At 43.0% G+C, this 24,265-nt stretch carries 23 protein-coding genes; 8 read left to right on the top strand and 15 right to left on the bottom strand.

The features are described 5' to 3' along the window. Window positions 1-120: 120 nt before the first annotated feature. From tolA to FTV18_RS05380, 8 genes are all read right to left on the bottom strand, one after another. Window positions 121-1,452 carry a cell envelope integrity protein TolA gene (tolA, locus tag FTV18_RS05415; RefSeq protein ID WP_166138755.1) on the bottom strand — a complete coding sequence of 444 codons (1,332 nt, stop codon included), beginning with the start codon at window positions 1,450-1,452 and terminating at the stop codon, window positions 121-123. A 3-nt stretch (window positions 1,453-1,455) separates the two neighbouring features. Beyond that, window positions 1,456-1,905, bottom strand: coding sequence for a protein TolR (gene tolR, locus FTV18_RS05410; RefSeq protein WP_159124030.1), 450 nt, complete (start codon window positions 1,903-1,905; stop codon window positions 1,456-1,458). Continuing rightward, complete coding sequence (gene tolQ, locus FTV18_RS05405) at window positions 1,905-2,603, bottom strand: protein TolQ (RefSeq protein WP_180016978.1); 699 nt, start codon at window positions 2,601-2,603, stop codon at window positions 1,905-1,907. Before tolQ ends, tolR begins: the two co-directional genes overlap by 1 nt. Before the next feature lie 27 nt (window positions 2,604-2,630). After that, window positions 2,631-3,038, bottom strand: coding sequence for a tol-pal system-associated acyl-CoA thioesterase (ybgC, locus tag FTV18_RS05400; RefSeq protein ID WP_034170923.1), 408 nt, complete (start codon window positions 3,036-3,038; stop codon window positions 2,631-2,633). A 260-nt stretch (window positions 3,039-3,298) separates the two neighbouring features. Next, window positions 3,299-4,648 carry an amidohydrolase gene (locus FTV18_RS05395; RefSeq protein WP_166138748.1) on the bottom strand — a complete coding sequence of 450 codons (1,350 nt, stop codon included), beginning with the start codon at window positions 4,646-4,648 and terminating at the stop codon, window positions 3,299-3,301. 525 nt (window positions 4,649-5,173) lie between these two features. Then, window positions 5,174-6,175: a Holliday junction branch migration DNA helicase RuvB gene (gene ruvB, locus FTV18_RS05390; protein ID WP_166138764.1), complete on the bottom strand. Its 1,002-nt coding sequence runs from the start codon at window positions 6,173-6,175 to the stop codon at window positions 5,174-5,176. Between the two features lie 235 nt (window positions 6,176-6,410). Continuing rightward, window positions 6,411-7,013: a Holliday junction branch migration protein RuvA gene (ruvA, locus tag FTV18_RS05385; protein ID WP_166138745.1), complete on the bottom strand. Its 603-nt coding sequence runs from the start codon at window positions 7,011-7,013 to the stop codon at window positions 6,411-6,413. 120 nt (window positions 7,014-7,133) lie between these two features. Then, window positions 7,134-8,474 (bottom strand): deoxyguanosinetriphosphate triphosphohydrolase, encoded by a 1,341-nt coding sequence (locus FTV18_RS05380; RefSeq protein ID WP_166138742.1) that lies wholly within the window; start codon window positions 8,472-8,474, stop codon window positions 7,134-7,136. A 193-nt stretch (window positions 8,475-8,667) separates the two neighbouring features. Between FTV18_RS05380 and FTV18_RS05375 the strand changes: the two genes are divergently transcribed. The 5 genes from FTV18_RS05375 to FTV18_RS05360 all read left to right on the top strand — a co-directional run bounded on the left by FTV18_RS05375 (window position 8,668) and on the right by FTV18_RS05360 (window position 16,832). Next, window positions 8,668-10,311, top strand: coding sequence for an arylsulfatase (locus FTV18_RS05375; protein WP_180016976.1), 1,644 nt, complete (start codon window positions 8,668-8,670; stop codon window positions 10,309-10,311). A gap of 550 nt (window positions 10,312-10,861) precedes the next feature. Further along, window positions 10,862-14,695, top strand: coding sequence for a phosphoribosylformylglycinamidine synthase (purL, locus tag FTV18_RS05370; protein WP_180016974.1), 3,834 nt, complete (start codon window positions 10,862-10,864; stop codon window positions 14,693-14,695). Between the two features lie 314 nt (window positions 14,696-15,009). Further along, a complete protein-coding gene (locus FTV18_RS15685) occupies window positions 15,010-15,135 on the top strand; it encodes a KGW motif small protein (RefSeq protein ID WP_253144109.1) in 126 nt (41 codons plus the stop codon). A gap of 480 nt (window positions 15,136-15,615) precedes the next feature. Further along, window positions 15,616-16,497, top strand: a complete 882-nt coding sequence (locus tag FTV18_RS05365) for a LysR family transcriptional regulator (protein ID WP_180016972.1) — start codon at window positions 15,616-15,618, stop codon at window positions 16,495-16,497. Window positions 16,498-16,514: 17 nt separating this feature from the next. Then, the gene (locus FTV18_RS05360) at window positions 16,515-16,832 is read left to right on the top strand and encodes an NGG1p interacting factor NIF3 (RefSeq protein ID WP_180016970.1); all 318 of its coding nucleotides are present in this window, start codon (window positions 16,515-16,517) and stop codon (window positions 16,830-16,832) included. A 266-nt stretch (window positions 16,833-17,098) separates the two neighbouring features. On the opposite strand, the gene FTV18_RS05355 is transcribed toward FTV18_RS05360, so the two are convergent. Both FTV18_RS05355 and FTV18_RS05350 read right to left on the bottom strand, forming a co-directional pair. Next, window positions 17,099-17,893, bottom strand: coding sequence for a nitroreductase family protein (locus FTV18_RS05355; protein WP_166138362.1), 795 nt, complete (start codon window positions 17,891-17,893; stop codon window positions 17,099-17,101). Window positions 17,894-17,966: 73 nt separating this feature from the next. After that, entirely contained in the window at window positions 17,967-18,767 is an 801-nt protein-coding gene (locus FTV18_RS05350) for an enoyl-CoA hydratase (protein WP_166138359.1), read from the bottom strand. 101 nt (window positions 18,768-18,868) lie between these two features. On the opposite strand from FTV18_RS05350, the gene FTV18_RS05345 reads away from it, so the two are divergent. Next, on the top strand, window positions 18,869-19,438 hold the full coding sequence (locus FTV18_RS05345) for a nicotinate-nicotinamide nucleotide adenylyltransferase (protein ID WP_004784571.1): 570 nt from the start codon (window positions 18,869-18,871) through the stop codon (window positions 19,436-19,438). Between the two features lie 47 nt (window positions 19,439-19,485). Next, window positions 19,486-20,049, top strand: a complete 564-nt coding sequence (locus FTV18_RS05340; RefSeq protein ID WP_180016968.1) for a YceI family protein — start codon at window positions 19,486-19,488, stop codon at window positions 20,047-20,049. 45 nt (window positions 20,050-20,094) lie between these two features. Here FTV18_RS05340 and FTV18_RS05335 read toward each other — a convergent pair whose 3' ends face one another. Further along, window positions 20,095-20,997 (bottom strand): LysR family transcriptional regulator ArgP, encoded by a 903-nt coding sequence (locus FTV18_RS05335; RefSeq protein WP_180016966.1) that lies wholly within the window; start codon window positions 20,995-20,997, stop codon window positions 20,095-20,097. A 107-nt stretch (window positions 20,998-21,104) separates the two neighbouring features. Here FTV18_RS05335 and FTV18_RS05330 point away from each other — a divergent pair, with 107 nt between their 5' ends. Next, window positions 21,105-21,704 (top strand): LysE/ArgO family amino acid transporter, encoded by a 600-nt coding sequence (locus tag FTV18_RS05330; protein WP_180016964.1) that lies wholly within the window; start codon window positions 21,105-21,107, stop codon window positions 21,702-21,704. A gap of 75 nt (window positions 21,705-21,779) precedes the next feature. Here FTV18_RS05330 and FTV18_RS05325 read toward each other — a convergent pair whose 3' ends face one another. The 4 genes from FTV18_RS05325 to queE form a co-directional block, all read right to left on the bottom strand. Next, window positions 21,780-22,238, bottom strand: a complete 459-nt coding sequence (locus FTV18_RS05325; RefSeq protein WP_180016962.1) for a peroxiredoxin — start codon at window positions 22,236-22,238, stop codon at window positions 21,780-21,782. Window positions 22,239-22,318: 80 nt separating this feature from the next. Then, entirely contained in the window at window positions 22,319-22,780 is a 462-nt protein-coding gene (locus FTV18_RS05320; protein ID WP_180016960.1) for a hypothetical protein, read from the bottom strand. A 27-nt stretch (window positions 22,781-22,807) separates the two neighbouring features. Then, window positions 22,808-23,476: a 7-cyano-7-deazaguanine synthase QueC gene (queC, locus tag FTV18_RS05315; RefSeq protein WP_180010699.1), complete on the bottom strand. Its 669-nt coding sequence runs from the start codon at window positions 23,474-23,476 to the stop codon at window positions 22,808-22,810. A 33-nt stretch (window positions 23,477-23,509) separates the two neighbouring features. After that, a complete protein-coding gene (gene queE, locus FTV18_RS05310; RefSeq protein ID WP_034171208.1) occupies window positions 23,510-24,220 on the bottom strand; it encodes a 7-carboxy-7-deazaguanine synthase QueE in 711 nt (236 codons plus the stop codon). Window positions 24,221-24,265 lie beyond the last annotated feature (45 nt).

The raw sequence follows: 24,265 nt of genomic DNA, 5'->3' as shown, positions 1-24,265 counted from the left end.
CGAATTTATCATCAAACTGTTATATCACTATGGGGAGTGATTATTATTTAATCTGTTTCAATTGAAGTTTAACTCAAAAAAACAGCCATAACACTTTTTCTTTATTATGGCTGTTTTTCATTAATGAGCTGTAAAGGTTGAAGTAAAACTTCGTGCTTCACGGCGTGCATCCGGATCTGAAGGCATTGGATAAGGTGCAGCAGCACGTACTGCCGCTTCTACACTGGCTTTCATATCTGGATCACTGGCACTCACCACCACAGAAACCACAGAACCACTATCGCTCAAAGTGACCCGAGCAGTCGCTTTCTGGCCTGAGGAGCCCACAGGGGTATCCCATGCACGTCTGATTTTATTTTCGAAATCACGTTTTGCAGTAGAGGCAATTCGCTTAGATTCCGCTTTTTTCTGTGCAGCTTCTTCAGCAGCCTGTTTGGCTGCAGAGGCTTTGGCATCAGCTTCTGCTTTAGCCTTTGCCGCAGCCTCAGCTTTATGTTTAGCATCCGCCTCTGCTTTAGCTTTTGCAGCGGCATCAGCTTTATGCTTGGCATCAGCATCCGCTTTGGCCTTCGCAGCGGCATCAGCTTTACGTTTAGCTTCGGCCTCTGCTTTAGCTTTCGCCGCAGCGTCAGCTTTGTGCTTGGCATCTGCTTCCGCTTTAGCCTTCGCAGCCGCGTCAGCTTTACGTTTAGCTTCAGCCTCTGCTTTGGCTTTTGCCGCAGCGTCAGCTTTATGTTTAGCATCCGCCTCTGCTTTAGCTTTTGCAGCCGCATCGGCTTTACGTTTAGCTTCGGCATCTGCCTTGGCTTTTGCCGCAGCATCCGCTTTTGCCTTGGCTTGAGCCTCTGCTTTTTGCTTGGCGGCTAAATCAGCCTTTTTCTGCGCTTCAAGTTTGGCTTTTTGTGCAGCATCGGCTTTACGCTGTGCTTCTACTTCGGCCTTACGCGCTGCTTCAGCTTCAGCCTTAGATTTTTGTGCAGCCTCTGCTTTGGCTTTGGCAGCAGCCTGTTTTGCCTGTTCGGCGGCTTCAGCACGTTTTGCTGCTTCGGCTGCTTGCTGAGCGGCTTTGGCTTGAGCAAGCTCTGCCGCTTTGGCTTCTTGCTGAGCTTTTTGAATATCGATCTGTGGGGGTGCTGGTGCAGGCTGCGGTGCCGGAGGTGTCGGTGCAGCTGCCGTTGGAACCACAGGTGCAGGCTCTACACTCGGTTCAGCAGTTTGGGTAATTTCTTCTGCAATATTTTCATGTGCAGTTTCTTCAAACTCGGTTTCTTCACGAGTCACCGGCTTGAGGTCTTCAGGTTTAATTAAAACCGTTTTAATCTGTTTTGGCGGTTCAGGTGGCTTACTCATGCCCAGAAAAAGCAGGCCCACCAAAGCAACTGCATGGATTCCTAGCGTAAACCCAATCGCAATTGCTTTCTTCTGAAACGGTGGTTTCTGATAATTTTTCATACTTTATTCTAATGGCTTGGTCAGTAAACCCACTTGGGACAAACCGGCATCTTGCAGGCTTGACATCAAGGCCATCACATCGCCATAAGGGCGGGTGGTATGACCATTGATCACGACATTGAGGACCTTGTTTTCACTTTCCGCAGTGCTTTGCGCTTCTATCAAAGTCTGCGTCAAAGCCTCTAGGGTGACAGGACCTGTGGTCTGATTTTTATATTCCAGAAAATAAGTACCATCTTCTTTTAAAGTGACGATAGTAGGCGCATCTTTGGATTCGATCGGCAAGCCATTGGCCTGCGGCAAATCGACCTTGATGCCACTGGTAATCATTGGGGCAGTCACCATGAAAATGACCAGAAGTACCAGCATCACATCGATGTATGGCACCACATTCATGTCACTTTTCAGTGGTTTTTTAATACGCTCGAAGCGTCCTGAACGTTGAATGGCCATTAGTCATTGTCCTGCGTAGCGCCCACAGATTGACGTTGCAGCAGAGCTACCATTTCTTCAGCAAACATGGCGCGGTCAGAGTACAGTGCTTCACCTTTAGATGTGAAATGGTTAAAGGCTAAAACCGCAGGAATTGCAGCAAATAAACCAATCGCCGTTGCAATCAGGGCCTCTGCAATACCAGGTGCGACAGTGGCCAAAGTAACCTGATCGACATCTGCCAGACCAATAAAGGCATTCATGATGCCCCAGACGGTACCAAACAGACCGACATAAGGAGCGACTGAACCAATACTGGCCAGCGCACCCAAGCCTTGTTCCAGATGTCCCTGATCACGACTTAAACCTACCCGCAGAATACGTTCGGTTCCTTCAATTGACTGGGCAGTTAGAGCATGGCGTTTTTTAAGTTTAAGGAACTCGCCCAGACCCTGATAGAAGATATCTTCCAGACCAGTACGTTTGGAATTGAGCTGGGCATTGTTATAAAGCGTCTTGAGTTCGGCACCTGACCAGAAAATTTTCTGGAAATGATCGTCGTCAGCCTGAGCCTTTTTATAGCTCATGGTTAACTTAGCAATCAGGTACCAGCTGTACAACGAGGCTAACAGGAGAGAAAGCATCACCAGTTGTACGACAGGGCTTGCTTGTAAAATAAGATCTGAGACTTGAAGAGATGATTCTAACTGAGTTGCCATAGCTGTTACGTGTGCCAAATAATTTTTTTAGTCTTGTTCCAATTCTTTATGAATCAGTTCGCGGATTTCATCAGGAAGTCGACGTGGTTTCATGTCTGCACTAATACATGCCAACTCGACCTCACCAGATGCAAGCATGATTTCACCACGATAAATATTTTGTTGCAATACAAATGATGAAGCTTTACATGAAATGACACGTGCAGTCACGGTAATCAGGTCATCCATGAGGATTGGGCGCATATATTTGACGTTAATTTTGTGCACAACAAAGTTATAGTCGGATTGATGCCAGTAGTGACTCACTCCGGAAGCACGTAACCATTCAGTACGGGTACGTTCCATATAGCGAATATGGTTAGCGTGGTAGACAATGCCACCCGCATCAGTATCTTCAATATAGACGCGGATATTGAATTCAAAGTGATTCGCCATAGTTTTGTTCCATGCAGATTTTACGAAATTATTGCTTGTTTTTAGAGGCTGGAGCAGGCTTAGAATTTGCCTTATTCATTCCAAAAGTCAAGCAATTTAGCGCGTCAAAGTTTAGCACTGTGAGCTTTGAGACCAATGGCACAAGATGTCAAATCTGGATGGAGCAGGGGCTAAGCCAGTACGGAACGGCCAATTGCTTATTAATACGGCGAAGTAAAAGCATGAATGAGACCAGTCACTCATGCTTGAGGAACTAAGAATCAGCTTTTGTTATTTTGCTTCCAGCTCGCTTGTACCTGATCAGCCACTTTTGGATAATCCAGAATAAAACGGACATGACTTTCTACGCCGGTTTTTAAAGTCGCATCATCGACTATAAAATTCGGGTTATGGTTCGGTGCTGCTTTGGCTGGGTCCTGATCGGCTGGCGTTGCACCGACGAAGACAAACAATGATGGCATCAGCTTGCCATAATAAGCAAAGTCTTCACTGGCACTAGCATTGTTATCAAGCAGATGCAGTTTATTTTCACCATTCACCTTAGCCAGAGTCGGACGCATCAATTCGGTCAAGGTTTTGTCATTGGTGGTAACAGGTGCATAGGGTGCAATTTCTACTTTGACTTTGACATCATTGGCTGCGGCATTGTGTTCCAGCATTTCCGGCAAGTCTTTTAAAATGCCTTGACGGACATCTTCACTGTTAGAACGAATCGTACCGACCATATTCACCTGATTAGGAATCACATTTCCTGTGGTACCACCCTGAATACTTCCAATACTGACCACGCCCATGCCTTTGGTTAAATCAGCTTTACGGCTTACCAGACTTTGTAAATTATTAATCATCTGTGCAGAAGCATAAATTGGATCGCGACCTGCCCAAGGCATTGAACCATGTACCTGATGGCCATCTACCTGTATACGTAAATGATCCGCGCTATTGAGAATTGCACCATCTTTATAGAAAATATTGCCGCTTGGCATACCCGCCATCACATGCATTCCAAAAATCACTTCAGGCTGAGGATTCTTGAGTGCGCCATCAGCCAGCATTTTACGTGAGCCGATCTGATCACCTTGACTAAAGTTATCAATATCTGCACCGCCTTCTTCTGCTGGCTGGAATACAAAAACTACGGTTCCGGCAATCTTATCTTTATTGGTAGCGAGCACTTTGGCTGCACCTAATAGCATTGCAGTATGCGCATCATGACCGCAGGCATGCATCACATAAGTTTCCTTGCCTTGATAAATACCTTTCTGCTTGCTGGCAAAAGGTACAGCTGCCGTTTCCTGAATCGGCAAGGCATCCATATCTGCACGTAATGCCATGACGGGGCCAGGTTTTGAACCTTTTAGAACGCCGATCACACCTGTTTTGGCATAGCCTTTACGTACTTCAATACCATAGGACTTTAATTCTTTTTGTACTAATTCCGAGGTTTTGAATTCCATATTGCCCAGTTCAGGATATTGGTGAATATGCTGGCGTAGTTTGATGGTATGCGCTTCGGCTGCTTTAACAGAATCATCTACCCAATCTGCTAAAGCCAGTTGACTGCAAAATAAAAGAGGGAGACAAAACGAAAGCGTCTTATGCATGTTCATATCAGGGAGAACCTTAAAAATCTGAATAGAGTTAAAGAGATGCCTGAGCATTACATAATGCACTACATTTGACCAAAACCCTCTGAATATGGATTTCATACCTTTTCGGTATATTCATTTTTAGTACTTGCTGATAAAGGGAATTTTACAGAGGTAGATATTGTAAAATTATGTAATTATAAAAATTTAACGGTCTATTTTATTTAAAAAATTCAAACGAATAGAGAATTATTAAAAGGAATTTGTATCTGATTTAAAAATCTTTCATTATCTAAGTTTCAACTATTTCTCTAAGTTAAATACTATTTTGGCATTAAAGTTGCTTGGATTATTTCATAATTATTATTGATAAAATTTAAAAGAAATAGCCTAAGTATTTGCTTAAAGAGCAATAACTATAATAGCTAAATAAACTACTTAATAATAAAGATTCGAGTTTGTGCTTTTGGAGCTAATTGATTGCAGTAGTCAATTAGCTCTTTTTCTTTATGATAAAAAATGGCTAAGCCAAAAGAATTTTAACCCTTACTTCGGCTCAGGCGGCGTTATGCCAAACTGTAAATAAGCCATATTGGTCGCAATACGACCGCGCGCAGTACGCATCACATAACCTTGCTGAATCAGATAAGGCTCAATCACATCTTCCAGCGTACCTGAATCTTCTGCCATTGCTGCTGCCAAAGCTTCTACACCCGCCGGGCCACCATCAAAGCGTTCTAGCAACATCGACAGGTAACGACGGTCGAGAGTATCCAAGCCATCTTTATCCACGTTCAACATATCTAATGCACGTTGAGCCATTTCCTGAGTGACTTCACCTGTGCCTTTGACTTGAGCATAGTCACGTACACGACGCAATAAACGGTTGGCAATACGCGGTGTACCACGTGAACGACGTGCAATTTCTTTTGCGCCATCTTCGGTCATTGGAACATCCAAGAGGCTTGCAGAACGTTTCACAATATGAGTGAGGTCATCGACTGAATAGAATTCCAGACGCTGCACAATCCCGAAACGGTCACGAAGTGGAGAAGTGAGTAGACCAGCACGTGTGGTTGCAGCGACCAAAGTAAATGGTGGTAAGTCCAATTTAATCGAACGGGCAGCAGGGCCTTCACCAATCATGATATCCAGCTGGTAGTCTTCCATGGCTGGATAAAGGATTTCTTCAATCACAGGTGACAAGCGGTGAATCTCGTCAATAAACAGAACATCACCTTCCTCAAGATTGGTCAGCATTGCTGCCAGATCGCCCGCACGTTCTAATACTGGGCCAGAAGTCGATTTGAGATTGCCACCCATTTCACGGGCAATAATATTCGCTAACGTCGTTTTACCCAGACCCGGAGGTCCAAAGATCAAAGTATGATCGAGAGCTTCGGCACGGCCACGAGCAGCACCAATAAAGATTTCCATTTGCTCACGCACCACGGGCTGACCGATATAGTCATCGAGGGAAGTCGGGCGGATGGCACGATCAAAATGATCTTCGGGTTTTTCAGAACCACTGATGAGACGGTCTTGCATATCTATTAACTTAATCTCTTTATCGAAGCTGTTTGATGCTGCAGAAACAGCCTCAAATAATGATTTGTGTTTAACTGCCATTGTGTAGGCGTTGTCTTACTTTTGAAAGATCAAAAGTAACAAAAATCTTTTGTTGAGTTGAAGGTACTTCCTGTACCTTAACTCAACCGGCGACATCCATGTCGCCAAAGCTCGAGCAAATTTTGGATTGAAAATTTGCTCATAGGTAAATTGCTTATTTATTCATCGACTTTAATGCAGCACGGATGATGTCACTGGCTTCGGTAAACTCACCTTTGGCTGCATTCACCAGTTTTTGCGCTTCAGCCGGTTTATAACCGAGAGACTGTAATGCAGCTTCAGCTTCAGCTACAGCTGAATTGCCCATAAACTGAATTTGTGGAGCTGTCGAATTGCTTGGAGCAGTGCCCGCAGACATGGCTTTAAAGCGATCGCGCAGTTCGATCATCAAACGTTCAGCAGTTTTCTTGCCGACACCTGGAACTTTAACCAAGGTATTTACATCTTCATTCTCAACTGTATGAATTAGCATTTCTACACTTAAGGTAGATAGAATGCCGAGTGCCATTTTCGGGCCAACGCCGTTCACTTTTAATAAAGTACGGAAAATAGTTTTTTCCTGAGTATTTAAAAAACCATACAGTAATTGTGCATCTTCACGTACGGCCAGATGTATCCATAGGGTAATTTTCTGGCCTTTTTGCAACTGGCAAAAAGTAGTGAGCGGCGTATCGATTTCATAACCCACACCATTCACATTTAATAATACAGTCGGTGCTTCCAGCGCCAGCACTTCACCAATCAGGCATCCAATCATCTTTTATCATTACTCAATTCAGTTTTGCAGCATAGTAGTCAGCATTTTCAGGAAAGGCAAAATCTCCTTCTGCAAAACAGGTGATTTTGCTGCAATAATCATCTAATCCAGCCAGATGTTTTATAACAATCCGGCTTTATTACCCTGCAATTCCTGTGACAGGTTATAAGCCTGATGATCCGAGAATTTCGAGATAATATCCAGCACCTGCATGATATTGTCATAATGGCTGTCTTTAAAATTCGCCCCTGAACGTTGCAGGATCGACATTAAACGTTGCTCCTTAAAACTCAGGTTTTTATGCGGTGTGGTCAGCGGGATAAAGGCATCCAGAATATTTTGCAGACTTTGATGGGCAATGATTTCTAAGCCTGCTTTTTGTGGATGTTCAAAAATCTTGTCACGTGCCAGTTCTTTGGCACGATTAATACCACTTTCAATATCTGACGAACAATATTGCAATAAAGTGCCTTGTAACTGGCCAGACAGAATCTGGTCATGATGGCGTGCAAAAGCAGTCGTCACTTCATTCACCAGACGTTTCATCACACGGCCACGCAGTGCAGCAATTTTCTGTTGCCAGGTCGTATCAGGCATGCCGATTTCAGAAGGCGTTCCATAATCTCCGAGCAGATTTAAAAATACCGGTTCCACTTCAGCATAGCTGAGCATGTTCAAGCTGATGCCATCTTCTAGGTCAATCAGGGCATAACAAATATCATCGGCTGCTTCGAGTAGATAGGTCAGTGGATGACGACAATATCGATACTCGCCGAGCTGGATTAGTCCAAGCTCTTCCGCAATTTGCTTTAAAATCTCTTTTTCTGCCTGATAGCAGCCAAATTTGGCACGGCTACTGGCAGGTAAATCTACTTGTGATGCCATGGTTTTTGACAGCCACGGATATTTTAAATAAGCACCCAAAGTGGCATAGGTCAGGCGCATGCCGCCATCATTTGGATGATAGTCAATCTTGGTTAGAAGCCGCAGGCCTTGGGCATTGCCTTCAAACTGACGTACATCTGCTTCCTGTTCAGGACTTAAATCTTTTAAGAAGTCAGTATGTGATACATCATCAAACCATTCGCGGATCGCATATTCACCGGCATGGCCAAAAGGCGGGTTGCCAATATCATGGGCCAGACAAGCGGCTTGAATGATGGCGCCCACATCCGCTGGAGACACCCAGGGTGGAAGCTGGTCTTTAATTTTCTCTGCGGCCAACATCCCTAGCGAGCGGCCAATACAGGAGACTTCCAGTGAATGCGTCAGGCGCGTATGAATACCATCGTGCTGGGTTAAAGGATGCACCTGGGTTTTACGGTTGAGCTGCCGGAAGCTCTGGGAAAAAATAATACGGTCATAATCTTTGTGGAACGGGCTACGGGCCAGTTCTGTACTCTGCTTTTTACTACCAATCCGAACTGTCGAAAGCAGTTCCAACCAACGCATTTGAGTCATTTATCATTATTCAGTTCTCTACTTTCTGCATCATGCCAAAAAAGAGCGTAAAGCACTAGGGCAGTGCGACATGAAATGTCATTTTGAATTAGCTTAGCTGAAATACAGCGAAAGATTGTCAATTTGGTGACAGGGCTGAGCCAGCAATTTCAGGCAAATTATGACCATAATAAAATCAATTTGCAGACCAAATATGACGACAGCACACGCTACACCACCTAATATTTTACTCATCGTCGCTGATGATCTGGGCTTTTCTGATCTGGGTGCATTTGGCGGAGAGATCCAAACACCACATTTAGATGCGATTGCCCTGGAAGGATTACGTTTAACTAATTTCCATACCGCTTCGACCTGTTCACCAACCCGTTCCATGCTGCTTTCCGGTACAGATCATCATCTGGCAGGATTGGGTTCCATGGTCGAAGCCATACGACCTGAACAGAAAGGCCAACCGGGTTATGAGGGGTATTTAAATGATCAGGTTGCGGCTCTACCGGAACTGTTACATGATGCAGGCTATTACACCATCATGTCTGGAAAATGGCATCTGGGCTTAACTCCAGACCGTTTTCCGGCACGCCGTGGTTTTGAAAAGTCATTTACCTTGCTCCCGGGTGCAGCCAATCACTATGCGTTTGAACCCGATATTCCAGAAGAAGAAATTCCGGGCCTGTTGAAAGTAACTCGGGGGCTCTATGCAGAAAATGATGAATACATTACTGCATTGTCGGAAGACTTCTATAGTTCGGACTATTTCACAGATCGCTTGCTAGATTATCTGCAAGATGATGAGAGTCGTGCAGAACGCCCATTCTTTGCCTATTTGCCATTTTCAGCACCACACTGGCCTTTACAAGCCCATCCGGAAGATATTGCCAAATACAAAGGCGTATATGATGAAGGTCCTGAAGTATTACGTCAGAAGCGTTTAGCCAAAATCAAAGAGCTCGGTTTAGTAGGTGAAGATGCTACGATTCATCCAGTATTGGCGAAAACTAAATTCTGGAACAGCTTAACGGATGAAGAAAAGCAGTTCTCGGCGCGAACCATGGAAGTCTATGCAGCAATGGTCGATCGTATGGACCAGAATCTTGGTCGCGTGATTGAATACCTGAAACAGACTGATCAATACGACAATACCATTATTATTTTTCTTTCGGATAATGGGGCAGAAGGCGCGCAGCTGGAAGCATTACCAGTCTTTGGTCCTGATATTGAGACCGTAATTGCCAAATATTATGACAATGCTCTGGAAAATATTGGCAAGGGTAATTCCTATGTCTGGTACGGTGAGCATTGGGCGCAGGCGGCCACAGCGCCATCTCGACTTTATAAAGCGCATACAAGTGAAGGTGGAATTCGTACACCTGCATTCATCAAGCATCAGGGCTTCGCACGCCAAAATGGCATCAGTCATGAATTTTTAACGGTGATGGATCTACTGCCGACTTTACTGGAAACACTGAATATCCAGCATCCGGGACAGCAATATAAAGGTCGTGAACTGGTGCCATTACGGGGTAAAAGCATTTTGCCGTATTTGCAGCAACAGCAGGCCCATATTCATGCTGAAGACCATGTCACGGGTTGGGAGCTGTTCGGACAAAAAGCCTTACGTAAAGGGGATTGGAAGGCTTTATTTATTCCCGCACCGAATGGCCCAAACAAGTGGCAACTCTATAACCTGGCAGAAGATGGCGGTGAAACAGAAGATCTGGCAGAGCGTTATCCAGAAAAATTACAGGAGCTGCTGGCCGACTGGAAAGTTTATGTACGAGAAAATGGTGTGGTAGAAATTGAAGGTGGGGGAATTTTATTAAATAAAACTGCCTAAGCTATTTCTGATGAATTATCGAATTTCATAACTGAGCAGATGCTTACAAGAATGAGCTGAAATAAAAAACAGGTCAAACGGCCTGTTTTTTATAGAGCAATAATTTTGATAGAAAGTAAATCTTAGTCTGTGGACTGAATATTTAATATAGTTGATCATCATTCAGACAGATGGCAAAAAGCAGCGCAGCTACCTATTTTTGATCAAGAAATAATAAAGAAGTCAATTCTTGGCTCATTTTTATTAAAAATTGAGATTAAATTTTAAACCACTTGATATGATCAATAGTGTTGAAAAATAATACAAAATTTTTAAGTTGAATTATTCTTGACTAGTTTTAATTTTTCTTTAACAAATTGTGTTAAGCTGTGCGACTACATTCAATTTTTTTATCTGAAAATAAAAGCATTATTTATAAAATGCTATAGCTTTTCGCTTGAGTTTTCTCATTTCCTCTCTAGCCGATTTATGTATTTCACAGTAGAATATGCGCTCTCTCAAGTCACATTGTGGCATGGTCGCTCGATCATCCCGTGGAGCCAAAATCAGCATGTTTATCGTTGCCGGTGCACCTGCACATTCTTCTTTTAAGAAAGCTCAACTACTCACACGTTTATCGTCAATTAGTTCTGTTCAATCACTAGAAAGTCAATTTGTTTATCTTTTTGACCAAGCGCTCAACGAGCAACAACAGCAATCCGCTTTACAGCTTCTCAACGATGGTCAATCATTTGAACTGCGCCAGGCTGCAAGTGATGAAATCCAGATTCTAGTGACACCGCGTGTCGGCACGATTTCACCATGGTCATCAAAGGCAACTGATATTTTTGCCAACTGTAATACACCGGTTCATCATTTAGAACGCGGTGTTTTGTTTACTTTGAAGGGCGAAAAAGAGCTTTCTAAAGAAGCATTACAGATCTTGCATGACCGCATGACTGAAAGTGTTTTCAATGCGATTGAAGATGCTGCAGTGTTGTTTACTGAAACTGCGCCAAAACCTTTGAACTCGATTGATATCCTGGGTCAAGGTAAAGAGGCATTGGTAAAAGCCAATAATGAGTTCGGGTTTGCGCTGTCTGAACAGGAAATTGATTACCTGACAGAGGCATTTACTAAACTGGGTCGTAACCCGAATGACATCGAACTGATGATGTTTGCTCAGGCAAACTCAGAGCATTGCCGTCATAAAATCTTTGGTTCTGAATGGACGATTGATGGTGAAGTTCAACCATTGTCATTATTCCAGATGATCAAAAATACCTATAAAGAATCACCAACAGACGTATTGTCAGCTTATAAAGACAATGCATCGGTGATTGTTGGTTTTGATACGCAACGTTTCTACCCAACTCAAGAAGATAACGGTCAACACGTTTATAAATACAAGAGCCAGGCCGCTCACATCCTGATGAAAGTGGAAACTCATAACCACCCAACAGCGATTGCACCATTTGCCGGTGCCGCAACAGGTTCAGGCGGTGAGATTCGTGACGAAGGCGCGACTGGTCGTGGTGGTAAACCGAAAGCTGGTTTAACGGGTTTCACCGTATCTAACCTGAATATTCCTGGTTTTGAACAGCCTTGGGAAGAAAACTACGGCAAACCTTCACGTATGGCATCTCCACTTCAAATCATGATTGAAGGTCCATTGGGTGGTGCTGCGTTTAACAACGAATTTGGTCGTCCAGCGTTAACTGGTTATTTCCGTACGTTTGAACAAAACGTCAATGGCGAAGTGAAAGGTTTCCATAAGCCAATCATGATCGCGGGTGGTTACGGTAACATCCGTCCGGACCACGTTGAAAAAGATGCGATTCAACCAGGCGATCTACTGATCGTGCTTGGCGGTCCAGCAATGCTGATCGGCCTTGGCGGTGGTGCTGCATCATCTGTAGACAGCGGTAAACTGGGTGAAAACCTGGACTTCGCTTCTGTACAACGTGAAAACCCGGAAATGGAACGCCGTTGTCAGGAAGTGATCGACACTTGCTGGCGCATGGAAGATGAAAACCCAATCGTATCTGTGCATGATGTCGGTGCGGGTGGTATTTCAAACGCGATGCCAGAACTTGTAAACGATCACGAGTTAGGTGCAGTACTTGATCTTCGTAAGATCCCATCGCTTGAGCCAGGCATGTCGCCAATGGAAATCTGGTCAAATGAAGCGCAAGAGCGTTATGTGCTTGCGATTCGTCCAGAATCTCTACCGTTATTCGAATCAATCTGTGCGCGTGAACGTTGTCCGTTTGCAGTACTGGGTGAAGCAACTGAAGCACGTCATCTGACTGTTGAAGATCCATTGTTCGGCAACAAACCAGTGGATATGCCAATGCAAGTGATGCTTGGTGGTACACCACGTATGAGCCGTTCATATGAAACTGCTCCGCGTAAAGGCGATGACTTTGATGCATCTAAAGTGACTGATCTGAAAGATGCGATTTATCGCGTGATCAAGAACCCGACTGTGGCATCTAAATCATTCCTGATCACTATTGGTGACCGTTCGATTACTGGTATGGTGGCACGTGACCAGATGGTTGGCCCATGGCAGGTTCCTGTAGCCGATGCTGCGGTAACTACGACTAGCCTTGTAGGTTACACAGGTGAAGCAATGGCCATGGGTGAACGTCCACCAGTGGCATTGTTAAACCCAGCTGCATCTGCACGTTTATCTGTAGCTGAATCGATCTCGAACATCATGTCTGCGAAGATTGATCAGATCAGCGATATCAAACTGTCTGCGAACTGGATGGCTGCTGCTGGTCAACCGGGCGAAGACCAGGCCTTGTTCGAGGGCGTAAAAGCCATCGGTATGGAAATGTGTCCAGCACTGGGTATCGCCATTCCTGTTGGTAAAGACTCGCTTTCAATGCGCACCACCTGGAATGACGAAGGTGAAAACAAGTCTGTGACTTCTCCAATGTCAGGCGTGATCACTGCATTTGCACCTGTAACTGATGTTCGTAAGACATTAACCCCTGAACTGAAAAATATTGAGTCTGTACTGGTTCGTATTGATCTGTCTAAAGGTCAGTTCCGTCTAGGCGGTTCGATCCTGGCTCAAGTGTATAAAGCCATCGGTTCTGTGACACCTGATGTTGATAGCTTCGATGACTTCAAAGCATTCTTCGCACTGGTTCAAGACTGGAACAACCGTGGTCTGATCAAGGCTTACCATGACATCGGTGATGGTGGTTTATTAGCGACTGTTGCGGAAATGATGTTTGCTGCACGTCTAGGCGTGGCACTAGAAGATCAATCAGTTGAAGCATTATTTGCTGAAGAAATCGGTGCAGTTCTGCAAATCGCGAAAGCGGATTGGGAAGCTCTACAAGCAGAAATTGCTACTTCTACTCTGAAAGAAGCGATTTCAGTTGTAGGTACAGTGAATAACTCTGACCAGTTATCTGTAAATGGTCTGGTACTTGAACGTGCTGACCTGCAAGTAGCTTGGACTGAAGTTTCTCATCAAATTCAGCGTCTGCGTGACAACGTAGAAACTGCAGATCAAGAATTTGCATTAGTTGCTGATAAATCACACAAAGGTTTAATTGCTCAACCGACATTTGATCTGAACGAGCAAATCGAAGCGCCGTACATTAATTCACGTCGTCCAAATATGGCGATTCTGCGTGAGCAGGGTGTAAATGGTCATGTGGAAATGGCAGCAGCATTTGATAAGGTCGGCTTCAATACAGTTGACGTACACATGAGTGACTTGCTTGCTGGTCGTATCAGCCTGGATGACTTCGAAGGTCTTGTCACTTGTGGCGGCTTCTCTTACGGTGACGTATTGGGCGCAGGCGGTGGTTGGGCGAAATCAGTATTGTTCAATCAGCAGCTTCGTGACCAGTTTGAGAAATTCTTTAACCGTCAGGAAACCTTCTCTTTAGGGATCTGTAACGGCTGTCAGATGCTGTCACAATTGGCTCCACTGATTCCAGGTGCAGATGCTTGGCCTCGGTTCCATCGCAACAAATCAGAAGTATTTGAAGCACGTAGCGTCAATGTTCGTGTAGAGAAATCTCACTCTGTATTATTAGAAGGCATGGAAGGTTCAATTCTTCCAATCGCTGTGGCACATGGTGAAGGTCGCGTAGTAGCATCGGCTGAAAACATTGCTGCATTGAATGCCAATAATCAGGTGATTATGCGTTATGTGGATAGCCAGGGTAATGCGACTGAGCAATATCCATTGAACCCGAATGGTTCGCCTGAAGGGATTTCTGGTGTAACTTCGAAAGATGGTCGTGCGACTATCTTGATGCCACACCCTGAGCGTAACTTCCGTGCGATCCAGCACTCTTGGAAACCAGAAGACTGGGATCAGGACGGTGCATGGTTACGCATGTTCCGTAATGCTCGCAAATTTATTGGTTAATCTGATTTAGCTTCAAAAAAAGGGTCGCAGCAGCGGCCCTTTTTTATAGTTTGAACTTATGGGAAATTAGTAAAACTAGAAAAATCATTTACTTTTGTTTAGACTAGCTTCATCAATTGCCACCAGTGGGTGGCTTTTTGCTTTCTAAGCAGTTTGAAACATTTATTTAATTTTCTCCCGCTGAACTGGTTTAGATTTTGCTTTTATATCTGCATAGAAGTGATATTGTGTAAATAATGCACAATATTTATGCACTTTAAAGGAAAGATGGTATAGATCAGTTCAGTATCAACACTCAAGAATGAGGTGATGACATGGCTAAGACGCTCAGAATAATGGATAGAACAGAATTACGTCAGAAAGGTTGGTGGTTATTTGGTTTTGTCGTTGGCCTACAGGTGCTGTTCTTGGTAGGTAGTTATTTGCTACAGGGTTCTTGATCAACAGATTTAAAAAAGCCACCGAAAGGTGGCTTTTTTATTGCTAAACAGTGGGTTGAATCTGCTTTAACGTTACCTTCAGCGTATTTTAATAAACAAAAGCATTATTAATACTGTCCTGATCACGCCAAACGATTAATCATCCGACCTAACCAGAATTGCCACAGATTCATTAATTTCAGGCTTGCCATTCTAGGGTTTATAACATCATGAGAAGCAATCCGAATCACATCCAGATATGGTTAGTTCAAAGATTCAGCTGCCTGTTCCCAATCTTCACCAGAACATCAGTATTAAATACTGCGTCATGCAAGGCACCATGTGTATACCTGAAACACGCATAAATGTATGAGGAGCAAAGTCTGGCCATGCATAGAAGGTAGTTATATGAGTATTCGTATAAGCTATTGATCTATTAACATTTTCAATACATTGGCCTAAATCGTAAGATAAGCACCTATTTTTTGAAGTGAGCAATCTATGGAACTTCGACATTTACGCTATTTCATTACTGTGGCGCAGGAGCAGAGTTTCACTAGGGCTGCTGAAAAGCTGTTTACGGCTCAACCTTCTTTAAGCCAGCAGATTAAAGATCTGGAGCAGGAAGTTGGCGTTAACCTGTTTGAGCGTTCTTCACGGAAAATACATTTAACTGATGAAGGCAAGGCCTTTTTAGCCTATGCAGAAAAAGCTCTGGAAAATGCCAAATTGGCTGTTGCGTCAGCACGACAGGTGGCCCAGCAGAAAAATAACCAGATTTATATTGGTTTTCTGAATGTTGCCGAACTAAAAGTCATGCCACATATTTTGGCCAAGCTTAAAAAGACCATGCCAGATTTAAAAAATCATCTGCATAGCCTGTTCTGTCTGGAACAGCTTCAACGTCTGAAAAACGCCGAACTAGATCTAAGTATTACCCGTTTTCAGCTAGATCATCCAGATTTTGACAATATTCATTTATTGACGGAGCAAATTCACTTGGTTGCAGCCAAGCATTTGCACCCAACCGATCGAATACTGAAATTACAAGAACTGAAAAATCATACGATTATTATGTGTGATCAGAATGCATCACCTGTATTTTACGAAAGACTGAATGCTTTGATGTCCTTTGATCAGCTAAAGCACGATCAGGTGCTGTGGGCGACCAATGTGCTACAGCATATTAACCTGATCAATATGGGTATGGGTTTTAGTTTTGCTCCCGATTATTTATTACGTTTCCTGAATGATGAAGTGAAAGTGATCCAGACAGATCGACCTTTACCCCAGGTAGAACTATATGCAACATTTAACAAGAACTCTCAAAATCCAGCATTGAATATTATTACCGAAGCCCTTAACAATACGGTAAATGCTTGAAAAACTTGTAGGGATATATGCTTAAACTGATTTATTACGTACCAGATGAAAACCTGGAGGAAACCAAGAAGGCCATCTTTGCAGCAGGTGCGGGTGGGATTGGTGAATATACCGACTGTGCCTGGCAAGTGCTGGGAACTGGACAATTTAAGCCGCAGCAAGGCGCAGATCCTCATATTGGGGAAATTGGCCAGTTGGAAAATGTGGAAGAATGGCGGGTCGAAATTCTTGTACCTGATGAAAAGGCTGTTGAAGTGGCTAAGGCTCTAAAAGACAGTCATCCTTATGAAGAACCGGCATTTGAATTTATACAGCTCTTAGATATAAAAGTTTAAATTTTAGAAGTGATATAAACCGACGGTGCATTAGTGTTGATGTGCCGTCTATATATTAAAAACACCCAATCTGCTTTTATTATTAGGAGGGATTTACGCGTCCTTGTGTGCATATCAACTGATCCATAAAAATAAGCCAACAATTCAAATTATGAAGTCATCGGCTTAAGCAGGATTCGGGTTAATATACTTAATTAAGCGACATCCATGTCATCAAATATTAAGTAAATTAATATTCTTAAATCCTTTAAATACTATTTTTAAACTCAAACCTTCTGAATAAACAGCTCTCGATCAAAACGATACTGCGGGAAGAACACGCCATCTTTGGCACGTTCACCAGCACCAATCACCATCACCGGATATTGCTGATCATTCAGGTCCAGAATTTCACGAACCATTGGTTCATCGAAACCTTCCATCATACAGCTATCAAAACCATAAGCACGTAAAGCCAGTACCAGGTTTTCACAGGCTAATGCTGTGGTTTTACTTGCCCATAGTTTGGCATCGGCAGGACTAAATGCGGAAACCGGCATTTGTTTATCGAGTGTACGTGCTACTTTGAAAGCAACTTTCTTAAAGTTACCAAAGGCATTTAAATAACCCGTTTTGTAGTTGTATGGAATGTACTTATAGTACTTTTTAATGGCTGGTGGAGCCTCAGGAAATGGAAACTCGCTGATATTCAGTTTTGCCATTTCATCTACACGGTCAGTACGTGCCACACAGACAATCAGTTCTGAAGCTGTTTTAGCAGCAAGCTGGCTCATACATGCTTTAACCAGACGTTTTTTCTTGGATGGGTTCTGCACCACATAAAATGTCCACGGCTGCAGGTTTGAAGAGTTTGGTGCCAGCAAGGCCAAATCCAGACAGGCATCGAGGACCTCGGCAGGAATTGGCTTTTTAGTGAATTTACGTACAGAACGTCGGCTTTCGATGACCTTTCGGAAATTGTCTACATCAATATCCTGAGGTGCAGGTTCGTAGTAACGTTTCTTTTCAGGATTTGAACTATCGGTTGTTTGAGAAGTCGTTTGGGAGTTTTCATTAGTCATAAGCTAGATTCTTTCAAAAAAATAAAAGATTGAGGCAGTCTAAACTGCCTCAATTAAAAGATAAGTTTCAGAATTAGTTGAATTGTGTGAAATCAGGTTTCCGTTTTTGCATAAACGCCTGAACGGCTTCCGTCATTTCAGGTGAACCCACACGTTTCATAAAGATCTCCGCTTCATCATCAATACACTCGATAATTTCAGCCAGATTATGCTTCATCAGTGCTTTGGTTTGTTTAATAGAAGCCAGGGGTAAAGCGGCAAGAATTTTTGCCTGTTTTTCAGCAGCGGCATAGGCGTCTTCCTCAATGCTATTTACCAGACCTGCACCCAATGCTTTTTCACTATTAAATCGCTGTGCAGTAAGCAGTAACTCAGCCGCTTTATGATAACCCGCTTGTTGTACTAACAGTTTACTTGAAGCGCCTTCAGGCGACAGGCCAAGGCTAACAAATGGAATCTGGAACAGGGCAGTATTGTCACTATAAACCAGATCAGCATGCAGCAGAATCGTTACCCCGATCCCAATCGCCACACCACGAACGGCAGCAATTAAAGGCTTGGAAAATTTTGCAGCGGACTTCAACAGGACAAAAGGAGGGGTATCACCAGCCTTACCTTGCAGAGGCGTCTGAATAAACTTCATGAAGTCCTGCATGTCATTGCCGGCACTAAAGTCTGCGTCTTGACCACGTAGAATCACGACACGCACACTACTATCCTGATCTGCTTCATCCAGTGCCTGTGCGATCCATAGATATAGTTCGCCGTAAAGCGCATTTTTTGCCTCAGGACGGTGAATGGCTAAGGTCAGTACGCCATTGTCTAAATTCGCATTTAAATGCTGATGCGGTTGTTGAATACAGCTCAGTGTCATCGTACTATCCTTGCTTTATTAATATGAATTTATTGGCGCTTATTATGTCGCAAAAACTTCCCTGCGGCATAACTGATGCGTTCATAAAAGTAAGATGTGCTATGAAGTATAAATTTGATTACCTGGTGTTTATTGGTCGTTTTCAACCTTTCCATCTAGCCCATATGCAAACGATTAAAATTGCCTTGCAGCAGAGCCAGCAGGTGATTCTGGCATTAGGCTCAGCACAGCAAGAACGCAATATTAAAAATCCATTTCTGGCCACTGAACGTGAAGAAATGATCCTGTCGAATTTTTCTGAAGCAGATCAGAAGCGCATTAAATTTGTCCATGTCATTGATGTCTATAATGATGAAAAATGGCAAAAACTGGTGAAATCGTTGGTGTCTGAAGTAGTTGAAGCAGAAGCAAAAGTTGGTCTAATTGGACACTTTAAAGATGAATCTTCTTATTATTTAAGTTTGTTCCCGGAATGGGAAATGGTGGAACTGGATAGCTTGGTCGGCGCTATATCCGCCACTCCTTTACGTGAAGCGTATTATCGCGGTGAAGTGGTGGAATCAGCTTTTCCTTTAGGCACTAGTGAGTTTTTACATAAATTTAAAAATAATGAGATTTATCAACAATTGGTCAACAAGTTTGAACTAAATGATAAAACAAATCTGGGCTGAAACCGTTTTAAGGTAGTGAGTTCATTTGATTGTTAAGGATGAACACAATGAATCTATTCCTGAAAAATATAGCTTATGCAGGTGCTTTATCTGCTATGTGTATATCGGCTGCGTATGCTAAAAGCTGGACATTGACGCCTCAAAGTAGTGTCGGCTTTAGCATTAACTCCTTGGGTTTGAATGTGGTAAAGGGAAATTTTCAAGAGTTCAAGGCAACCATGCAGTTTGATCCCGATCGGCCACAACAGTCATCTACTGAGTTCACTATGCAGGTGGATAGCCTGAAAGTTTCCAAACCTAGCCTTAAAAATATGATTATGGGTGAGGACCTGTTTCATGCATCGCGCTATAAAACAGTCAATTTCAAAAGTACGCAGTTTAAGCCAAATGGTACGAATCGTTATCAGGTTATGGGGCAACTAACATTAAGAGGTGTTACTCGACCAGTGGTATTCGATACCACGCTGACACCGAACAAGGCTAATCCTAATCTACTCGATGTGAAATCTACTACGGTAATTAATCGCTCAGATTTTGGGATGAAGAAGGCCACTGCAGGCGTAGGTGAAAAGGTTAATATTCATTTAATGGGGCAGTGGAAAACCCAATAATGTGATATTCAATTTCTGTGAATTCGGCAGGACATATAGAACTGTTTATTGAATTGGACTATTCATGCACTGTTCTGCCTGTTCCAGAATGACTTTGGTTAACTGTTTTAGAGCGGGAGACTGCTGTTTCCAGTGATGCCAATATAAAGGTACATCACAGCTGCATTCAGGCAGTATTTCGATCAGTGTCCCATTTTGAATCCGGTCCGCAATTTGATAGTCCGGCACCAAACCATATCCTAATCCTGAAAAAATAGCATCCGCAAAGGCGGTCGAGGAGGGGATATAGTGAAAAGGAAAACATTGCTGGTTTAAGCCAAATTGAGCCAACAGTAGATGGCTATGTAAATGATCCTGATCATTATAAATCACAGCGGGTGCCTTACGCAGTGATTCCCGGTGAATGCCTTGTTTAAACCAGGAATGCACAAAAGCAGGTGTTGCGACCATTCTATAATGCATCTGTCCAATAAAATGAGCCTTACAGCCCGGCATGGCTTCACTCTCACTGCTAATGCAGGCATTGACTTGACCCTGCTCTAGAAGCTTATGAGTTTCACTTTGAACAGCGACCTGAAGATTCAAAGTGATTTTCTCTGCAAGCAGGGTGGTGTTCAGACAGGGAAATAACCAGGTCGCGAGTGAATCTGCATTTACCGCAATATGAATCGAGCTGAATTCTGCTTTATTTTGACCATTTAATTGCTGGATCAATTGCTGCTGCAACAGGCGTTGATGCTGCAAATAATTCAGTAAGGTTTGACCGGCATTGGTCACTTTACAAGGACGCTCACGTAGTACCAGAACTTGCCCCAGATCTCTTTCCAGATTTTGCACTCTTAAAGTGACTGCCGAAGCCGTTATATTTAATACTTTTGCGGCAGCATCAAAGCTTTGGGTTTCTGCAACAGCCAGAAAAGCACCACAGTTTTTAGAATTAAGTGGCATAGCTTACCTAAATAAAATTTAGTCTGAATGATATTTTCTTAATTATATTTAATTGAAAAGAATAACATAGATAATGACCTTCATCTTTATAATTCCATGATATTCCAATGTTAAATGCATATATACAAGGTCTGGCGGTAGGCTTTAGCCTGATTATTGCCATTGGTGCACAAAATGCTTTTGTATTAAAACAGGGCTTGAAACAGCAGTATGTCTTTGCAATCTGTATATGTTGTGCATTGTCTGATGCAATATTGATTTTTGCCGGTGTTCTGGGATTTTCACAATTAATGCTGGTTAATCCACACTGGATCAATATGGCGAAATATCTGGGTGCAACTTTTCTGGCGATCTATGGCGCTCAGCATTTTTATCAGGCCTGGAAGAATGAGCAGCGTCTGGACACAGATCAAAAAGATGTGCCTTCTTTATATAAAGTTTTGCTGATCTGTTTGATGCTGACCTGGCTCAATCCGCATGTTTATCTGGATGCACTGGTCTTGATTGGTTCTATCTCCACCCAATATTCCAATGCGCAGATACAATTTGCCTTGGGAGCGATTAGTGCGTCCTTTGTATTCTTTTTTGGACTGGGCTATGCAGCACGTTATTTGCAACCTATTTTTCAGCGTCCAAAAGCCTGGAAAATACTGGATGTACTCATTGGCTGTGTAATGTGGTCGATTGCAGTTTCTTTAGTGAACTGAAGTATTCTTTGTAGTACCTCTAAAGAAAAAGGCATGATATTTCTATTCATGCCTTTTTTGATTTTATGAAAGATCTTAAGCAGCTTGTAATGCTTTCAAATCTTCTAAAACCTGTTCAGCATGGCCAGCAGCTTTTACCTTGCGGTATTCTTTGACCAGCTTGCCATTATGGAAAATGAAGGTAGAGCGTTCAATGCCCATGACTTTCTTGCCATACATATTCTTTTCTTTAATGACATCAAAGTGTTTGCATAACACTTCCTCTTTATCACTGATCAGATTGATAGTCAGATTCTGTTTTTCAGTAAAGTTCTGGTGCGCTTTAACCGAATCACGTGATACGCCCAGAATAGTCGTATTGAGTGCATCGAACTGATCTTTTAAACAAGAGAAACCGACTGCCTGAGTAGTACAGCCAGGTGTCGAATCTTTAGGATAAAAATAGATCACCAGCCATTCTGCATTTAATTGGGCTAGATTAATTTCACCTGTAGTGGTTGAAAAAGTGTGCTCAGGTAAGCTGATCTCAGACATGGTCTCTCCAATTTTTCTAAATTTTTTCAAAAAAATAAGCCACATTATAGTGGCTTATCCTAGAAAAACATCCGTCAGGATTATTTCTTTTGAGTGGCTTTATTGGCTTCTGCAGCAAGTGAATTTAATTTACCTGCGAGCTGTGGGCCTACACAAGACTGCACGTTCTGGCTTTGTTTTTTAACAAAGTCTAAAGTAGCAGGGTTTTTCTTCTGGTTAATGGTGCTTTGAATCTGCCATTTTTGGGCTTGAGTCAATTTACCTTCCGCATCTACTTCACATGTACAAAGCTTGTTCACATCAGACTGAGTCAGTTTTTTGTACTTCACTGCCTGTTTGTATGGAATAGCACAGGCTTTAATTAAACCGTCACGTACATTTGAACTGCTTCCAGCATTTTTCATGGCAGTTGTATATTCTTTTTTCATCGCCTCAAATTCTGCTTTTGCCTTAGCTTGATCATTATTTGCAAAAGATGCAGTTGAAAATAGGGCAGACAAAGAGAGTAGGCTAGTCGCAAGTAATTTGGCTTTAATATTCATAATATGGATTTATAACCTTGATCGATTTTAAAGGTAATAACGTGTCGGGTCTTCAACACCTGCATCAGCAAAACCTTGCTTGCGTAAACGACAACTGTCACATGTTCCACACGCACGTCCTTGGGCATCTGCTTGGTAGCAAGATACCGTTTGACTGTAGTCTACGCCATGTTCTAGGCCTAAGCGAATGATATTTGCTTTGGATAAATGTAACAAAGGTGTTTCAAATTTCAGGGCTTGACCTTCAACACCAACCTTGGTTGCAAGGCGTGCCATGTTGGCAAAAGCTTCAATAAATTCCGGGCGACAGTCTGGATAACCTGAATAATCCACTGCATTAATACCGATCACAATTGCCTCAGCACCGAACACTTCTGCAGCAGCCAAAGCATAAGATAAGAAGATGGTATTTCGTGCAGGCACATAGGTTACCGGAATACCTTCCTGCAATTGGTCTGGTACCTCAATGCTATGATCAGTAAGGGCTGAGCCGCCCAGGTTACCTAAATCAATATTGATGACACGATGTTCTACACCCGAGCGTTGAGCCAGCGCACGAGCTGCATCAAGTTCTGTAGTAGAGCGTTGGCCATACATAAAACTTAGTGCGATACATTCATAGCGTGCCTGCGCCCAAGCCAGACAGGTTGTTGAATCTAATCCGCCAGATAACAATACAATGGCACGAGGGCGCATAACAAATACTCCAATATAGTAAATTTACAAAAATTAACGACCAGTTTCATCATTCCATAACAACTTATGCAGCTGCAGCTGGAAACGAACAGGGAGATGGTCTTCTAAAATCCATTGAGCCAGATCACGTGCCAATTGTGGCAAGCGCGCAGCTCCTTTTTCAACTGCAAAGGCAGGGGAGAACCAGACCGTACTGACTTTTTCATTCAACTGGTACTGTTCTACCTGCTGTTTTGACCATTCATAATCTTCACGATTACAGATCACAAACTTAATCTGGTCATGCTGAGTCAAATGATCCAGATTTGTAAGCAAATTTCGTGCAACTTCACCTGAAGTTGGTGTTTTTAAATCCAGAACTTTGGATACACGTGTATCCACTTTAGAAACATCTAACGCACCGCTGGTTTCTAAAGAGACTTCACAGCCTAAATCTGCAAGTCGCTGCATCAAAGGCAGGGCGTTCGGTTGCGCCAATGGTTCACCTCCGGTCACACAGACATAAGGCGTTTTAAAATCAAGCGTGGTCTGGATGATGTCATCTAAAGATTTGCGCTCGCCACCTTCAAAAGAATAGGTAGTATCACAATAGGTACAGCGCAGTGGACAGCCGGTTAAGCGGATAAATACGGTAGGTAAACCTGCAGTATTGGCTTCACCTTGTAATGAATAGAAGATCTCCGTAATGCGTAAGCCCGCAGACGGATCAGAAACTGGAATTGCGGAAGATCGGAGCGTATTCATAACAACATTAACCACTGAAAAATAAATAACAATGTATAAAAATAA

It is taken from the genome of Acinetobacter sp. YH12241, from assembly GCF_013417535.1.
Classification (GTDB): Bacteria; Pseudomonadota; Gammaproteobacteria; order Pseudomonadales; family Moraxellaceae; genus Acinetobacter.
This window is presented reverse-complemented; position numbering and strand designations above follow the sequence as displayed.

Excerpts from the sequence above, each read along its gene's own strand:
- tolA (WP_166138755.1), bottom strand. The coding sequence starts at position 1,452 with ATGAAAAATTATCAGAAACCACCGTTTCAGAAGAAAGCAATTGCGATT.
- tolR (WP_159124030.1), bottom strand. The coding sequence starts at position 1,905 with ATGGCCATTCAACGTTCAGGACGCTTCGAGCGTATTAAAAAACCACTG.
- tolQ (WP_180016978.1), bottom strand. The coding sequence starts at position 2,603 with ATGGCAACTCAGTTAGAATCATCTCTTCAAGTCTCAGATCTTATTTTA.
- ybgC (WP_034170923.1), bottom strand. The coding sequence starts at position 3,038 with ATGGCGAATCACTTTGAATTCAATATCCGCGTCTATATTGAAGATACT.
- FTV18_RS05395 (WP_166138748.1), bottom strand. The coding sequence starts at position 4,648 with ATGAACATGCATAAGACGCTTTCGTTTTGTCTCCCTCTTTTATTTTGC.
- ruvB (WP_166138764.1), bottom strand. The coding sequence starts at position 6,175 with ATGCAAGACCGTCTCATCAGTGGTTCTGAAAAACCCGAAGATCATTTT.
- ruvA (WP_166138745.1), bottom strand. The coding sequence starts at position 7,013 with ATGATTGGATGCCTGATTGGTGAAGTGCTGGCGCTGGAAGCACCGACT.
- FTV18_RS05380 (WP_166138742.1), bottom strand. The coding sequence starts at position 8,474 with ATGACTCAAATGCGTTGGTTGGAACTGCTTTCGACAGTTCGGATTGGT.
- FTV18_RS05375 (WP_180016976.1), top strand. The coding sequence starts at position 8,668 with ATGACGACAGCACACGCTACACCACCTAATATTTTACTCATCGTCGCT.
- purL (WP_180016974.1), top strand. The coding sequence starts at position 10,862 with ATGTTTATCGTTGCCGGTGCACCTGCACATTCTTCTTTTAAGAAAGCT.
- FTV18_RS15685 (WP_253144109.1), top strand. The coding sequence starts at position 15,010 with ATGGCTAAGACGCTCAGAATAATGGATAGAACAGAATTACGTCAGAAA.
- FTV18_RS05365 (WP_180016972.1), top strand. The coding sequence starts at position 15,616 with ATGGAACTTCGACATTTACGCTATTTCATTACTGTGGCGCAGGAGCAG.
- FTV18_RS05360 (WP_180016970.1), top strand. The coding sequence starts at position 16,515 with ATGCTTAAACTGATTTATTACGTACCAGATGAAAACCTGGAGGAAACC.
- FTV18_RS05355 (WP_166138362.1), bottom strand. The coding sequence starts at position 17,893 with ATGACTAATGAAAACTCCCAAACGACTTCTCAAACAACCGATAGTTCA.
- FTV18_RS05350 (WP_166138359.1), bottom strand. The coding sequence starts at position 18,767 with ATGACACTGAGCTGTATTCAACAACCGCATCAGCATTTAAATGCGAAT.
- FTV18_RS05345 (WP_004784571.1), top strand. The coding sequence starts at position 18,869 with ATGAAGTATAAATTTGATTACCTGGTGTTTATTGGTCGTTTTCAACCT.
- FTV18_RS05340 (WP_180016968.1), top strand. The coding sequence starts at position 19,486 with ATGAATCTATTCCTGAAAAATATAGCTTATGCAGGTGCTTTATCTGCT.
- FTV18_RS05335 (WP_180016966.1), bottom strand. The coding sequence starts at position 20,997 with ATGCCACTTAATTCTAAAAACTGTGGTGCTTTTCTGGCTGTTGCAGAA.
- FTV18_RS05330 (WP_180016964.1), top strand. The coding sequence starts at position 21,105 with ATGTTAAATGCATATATACAAGGTCTGGCGGTAGGCTTTAGCCTGATT.
- FTV18_RS05325 (WP_180016962.1), bottom strand. The coding sequence starts at position 22,238 with ATGTCTGAGATCAGCTTACCTGAGCACACTTTTTCAACCACTACAGGT.
- FTV18_RS05320 (WP_180016960.1), bottom strand. The coding sequence starts at position 22,780 with ATGAATATTAAAGCCAAATTACTTGCGACTAGCCTACTCTCTTTGTCT.
- queC (WP_180010699.1), bottom strand. The coding sequence starts at position 23,476 with ATGCGCCCTCGTGCCATTGTATTGTTATCTGGCGGATTAGATTCAACA.
- queE (WP_034171208.1), bottom strand. The coding sequence starts at position 24,220 with ATGAATACGCTCCGATCTTCCGCAATTCCAGTTTCTGATCCGTCTGCG.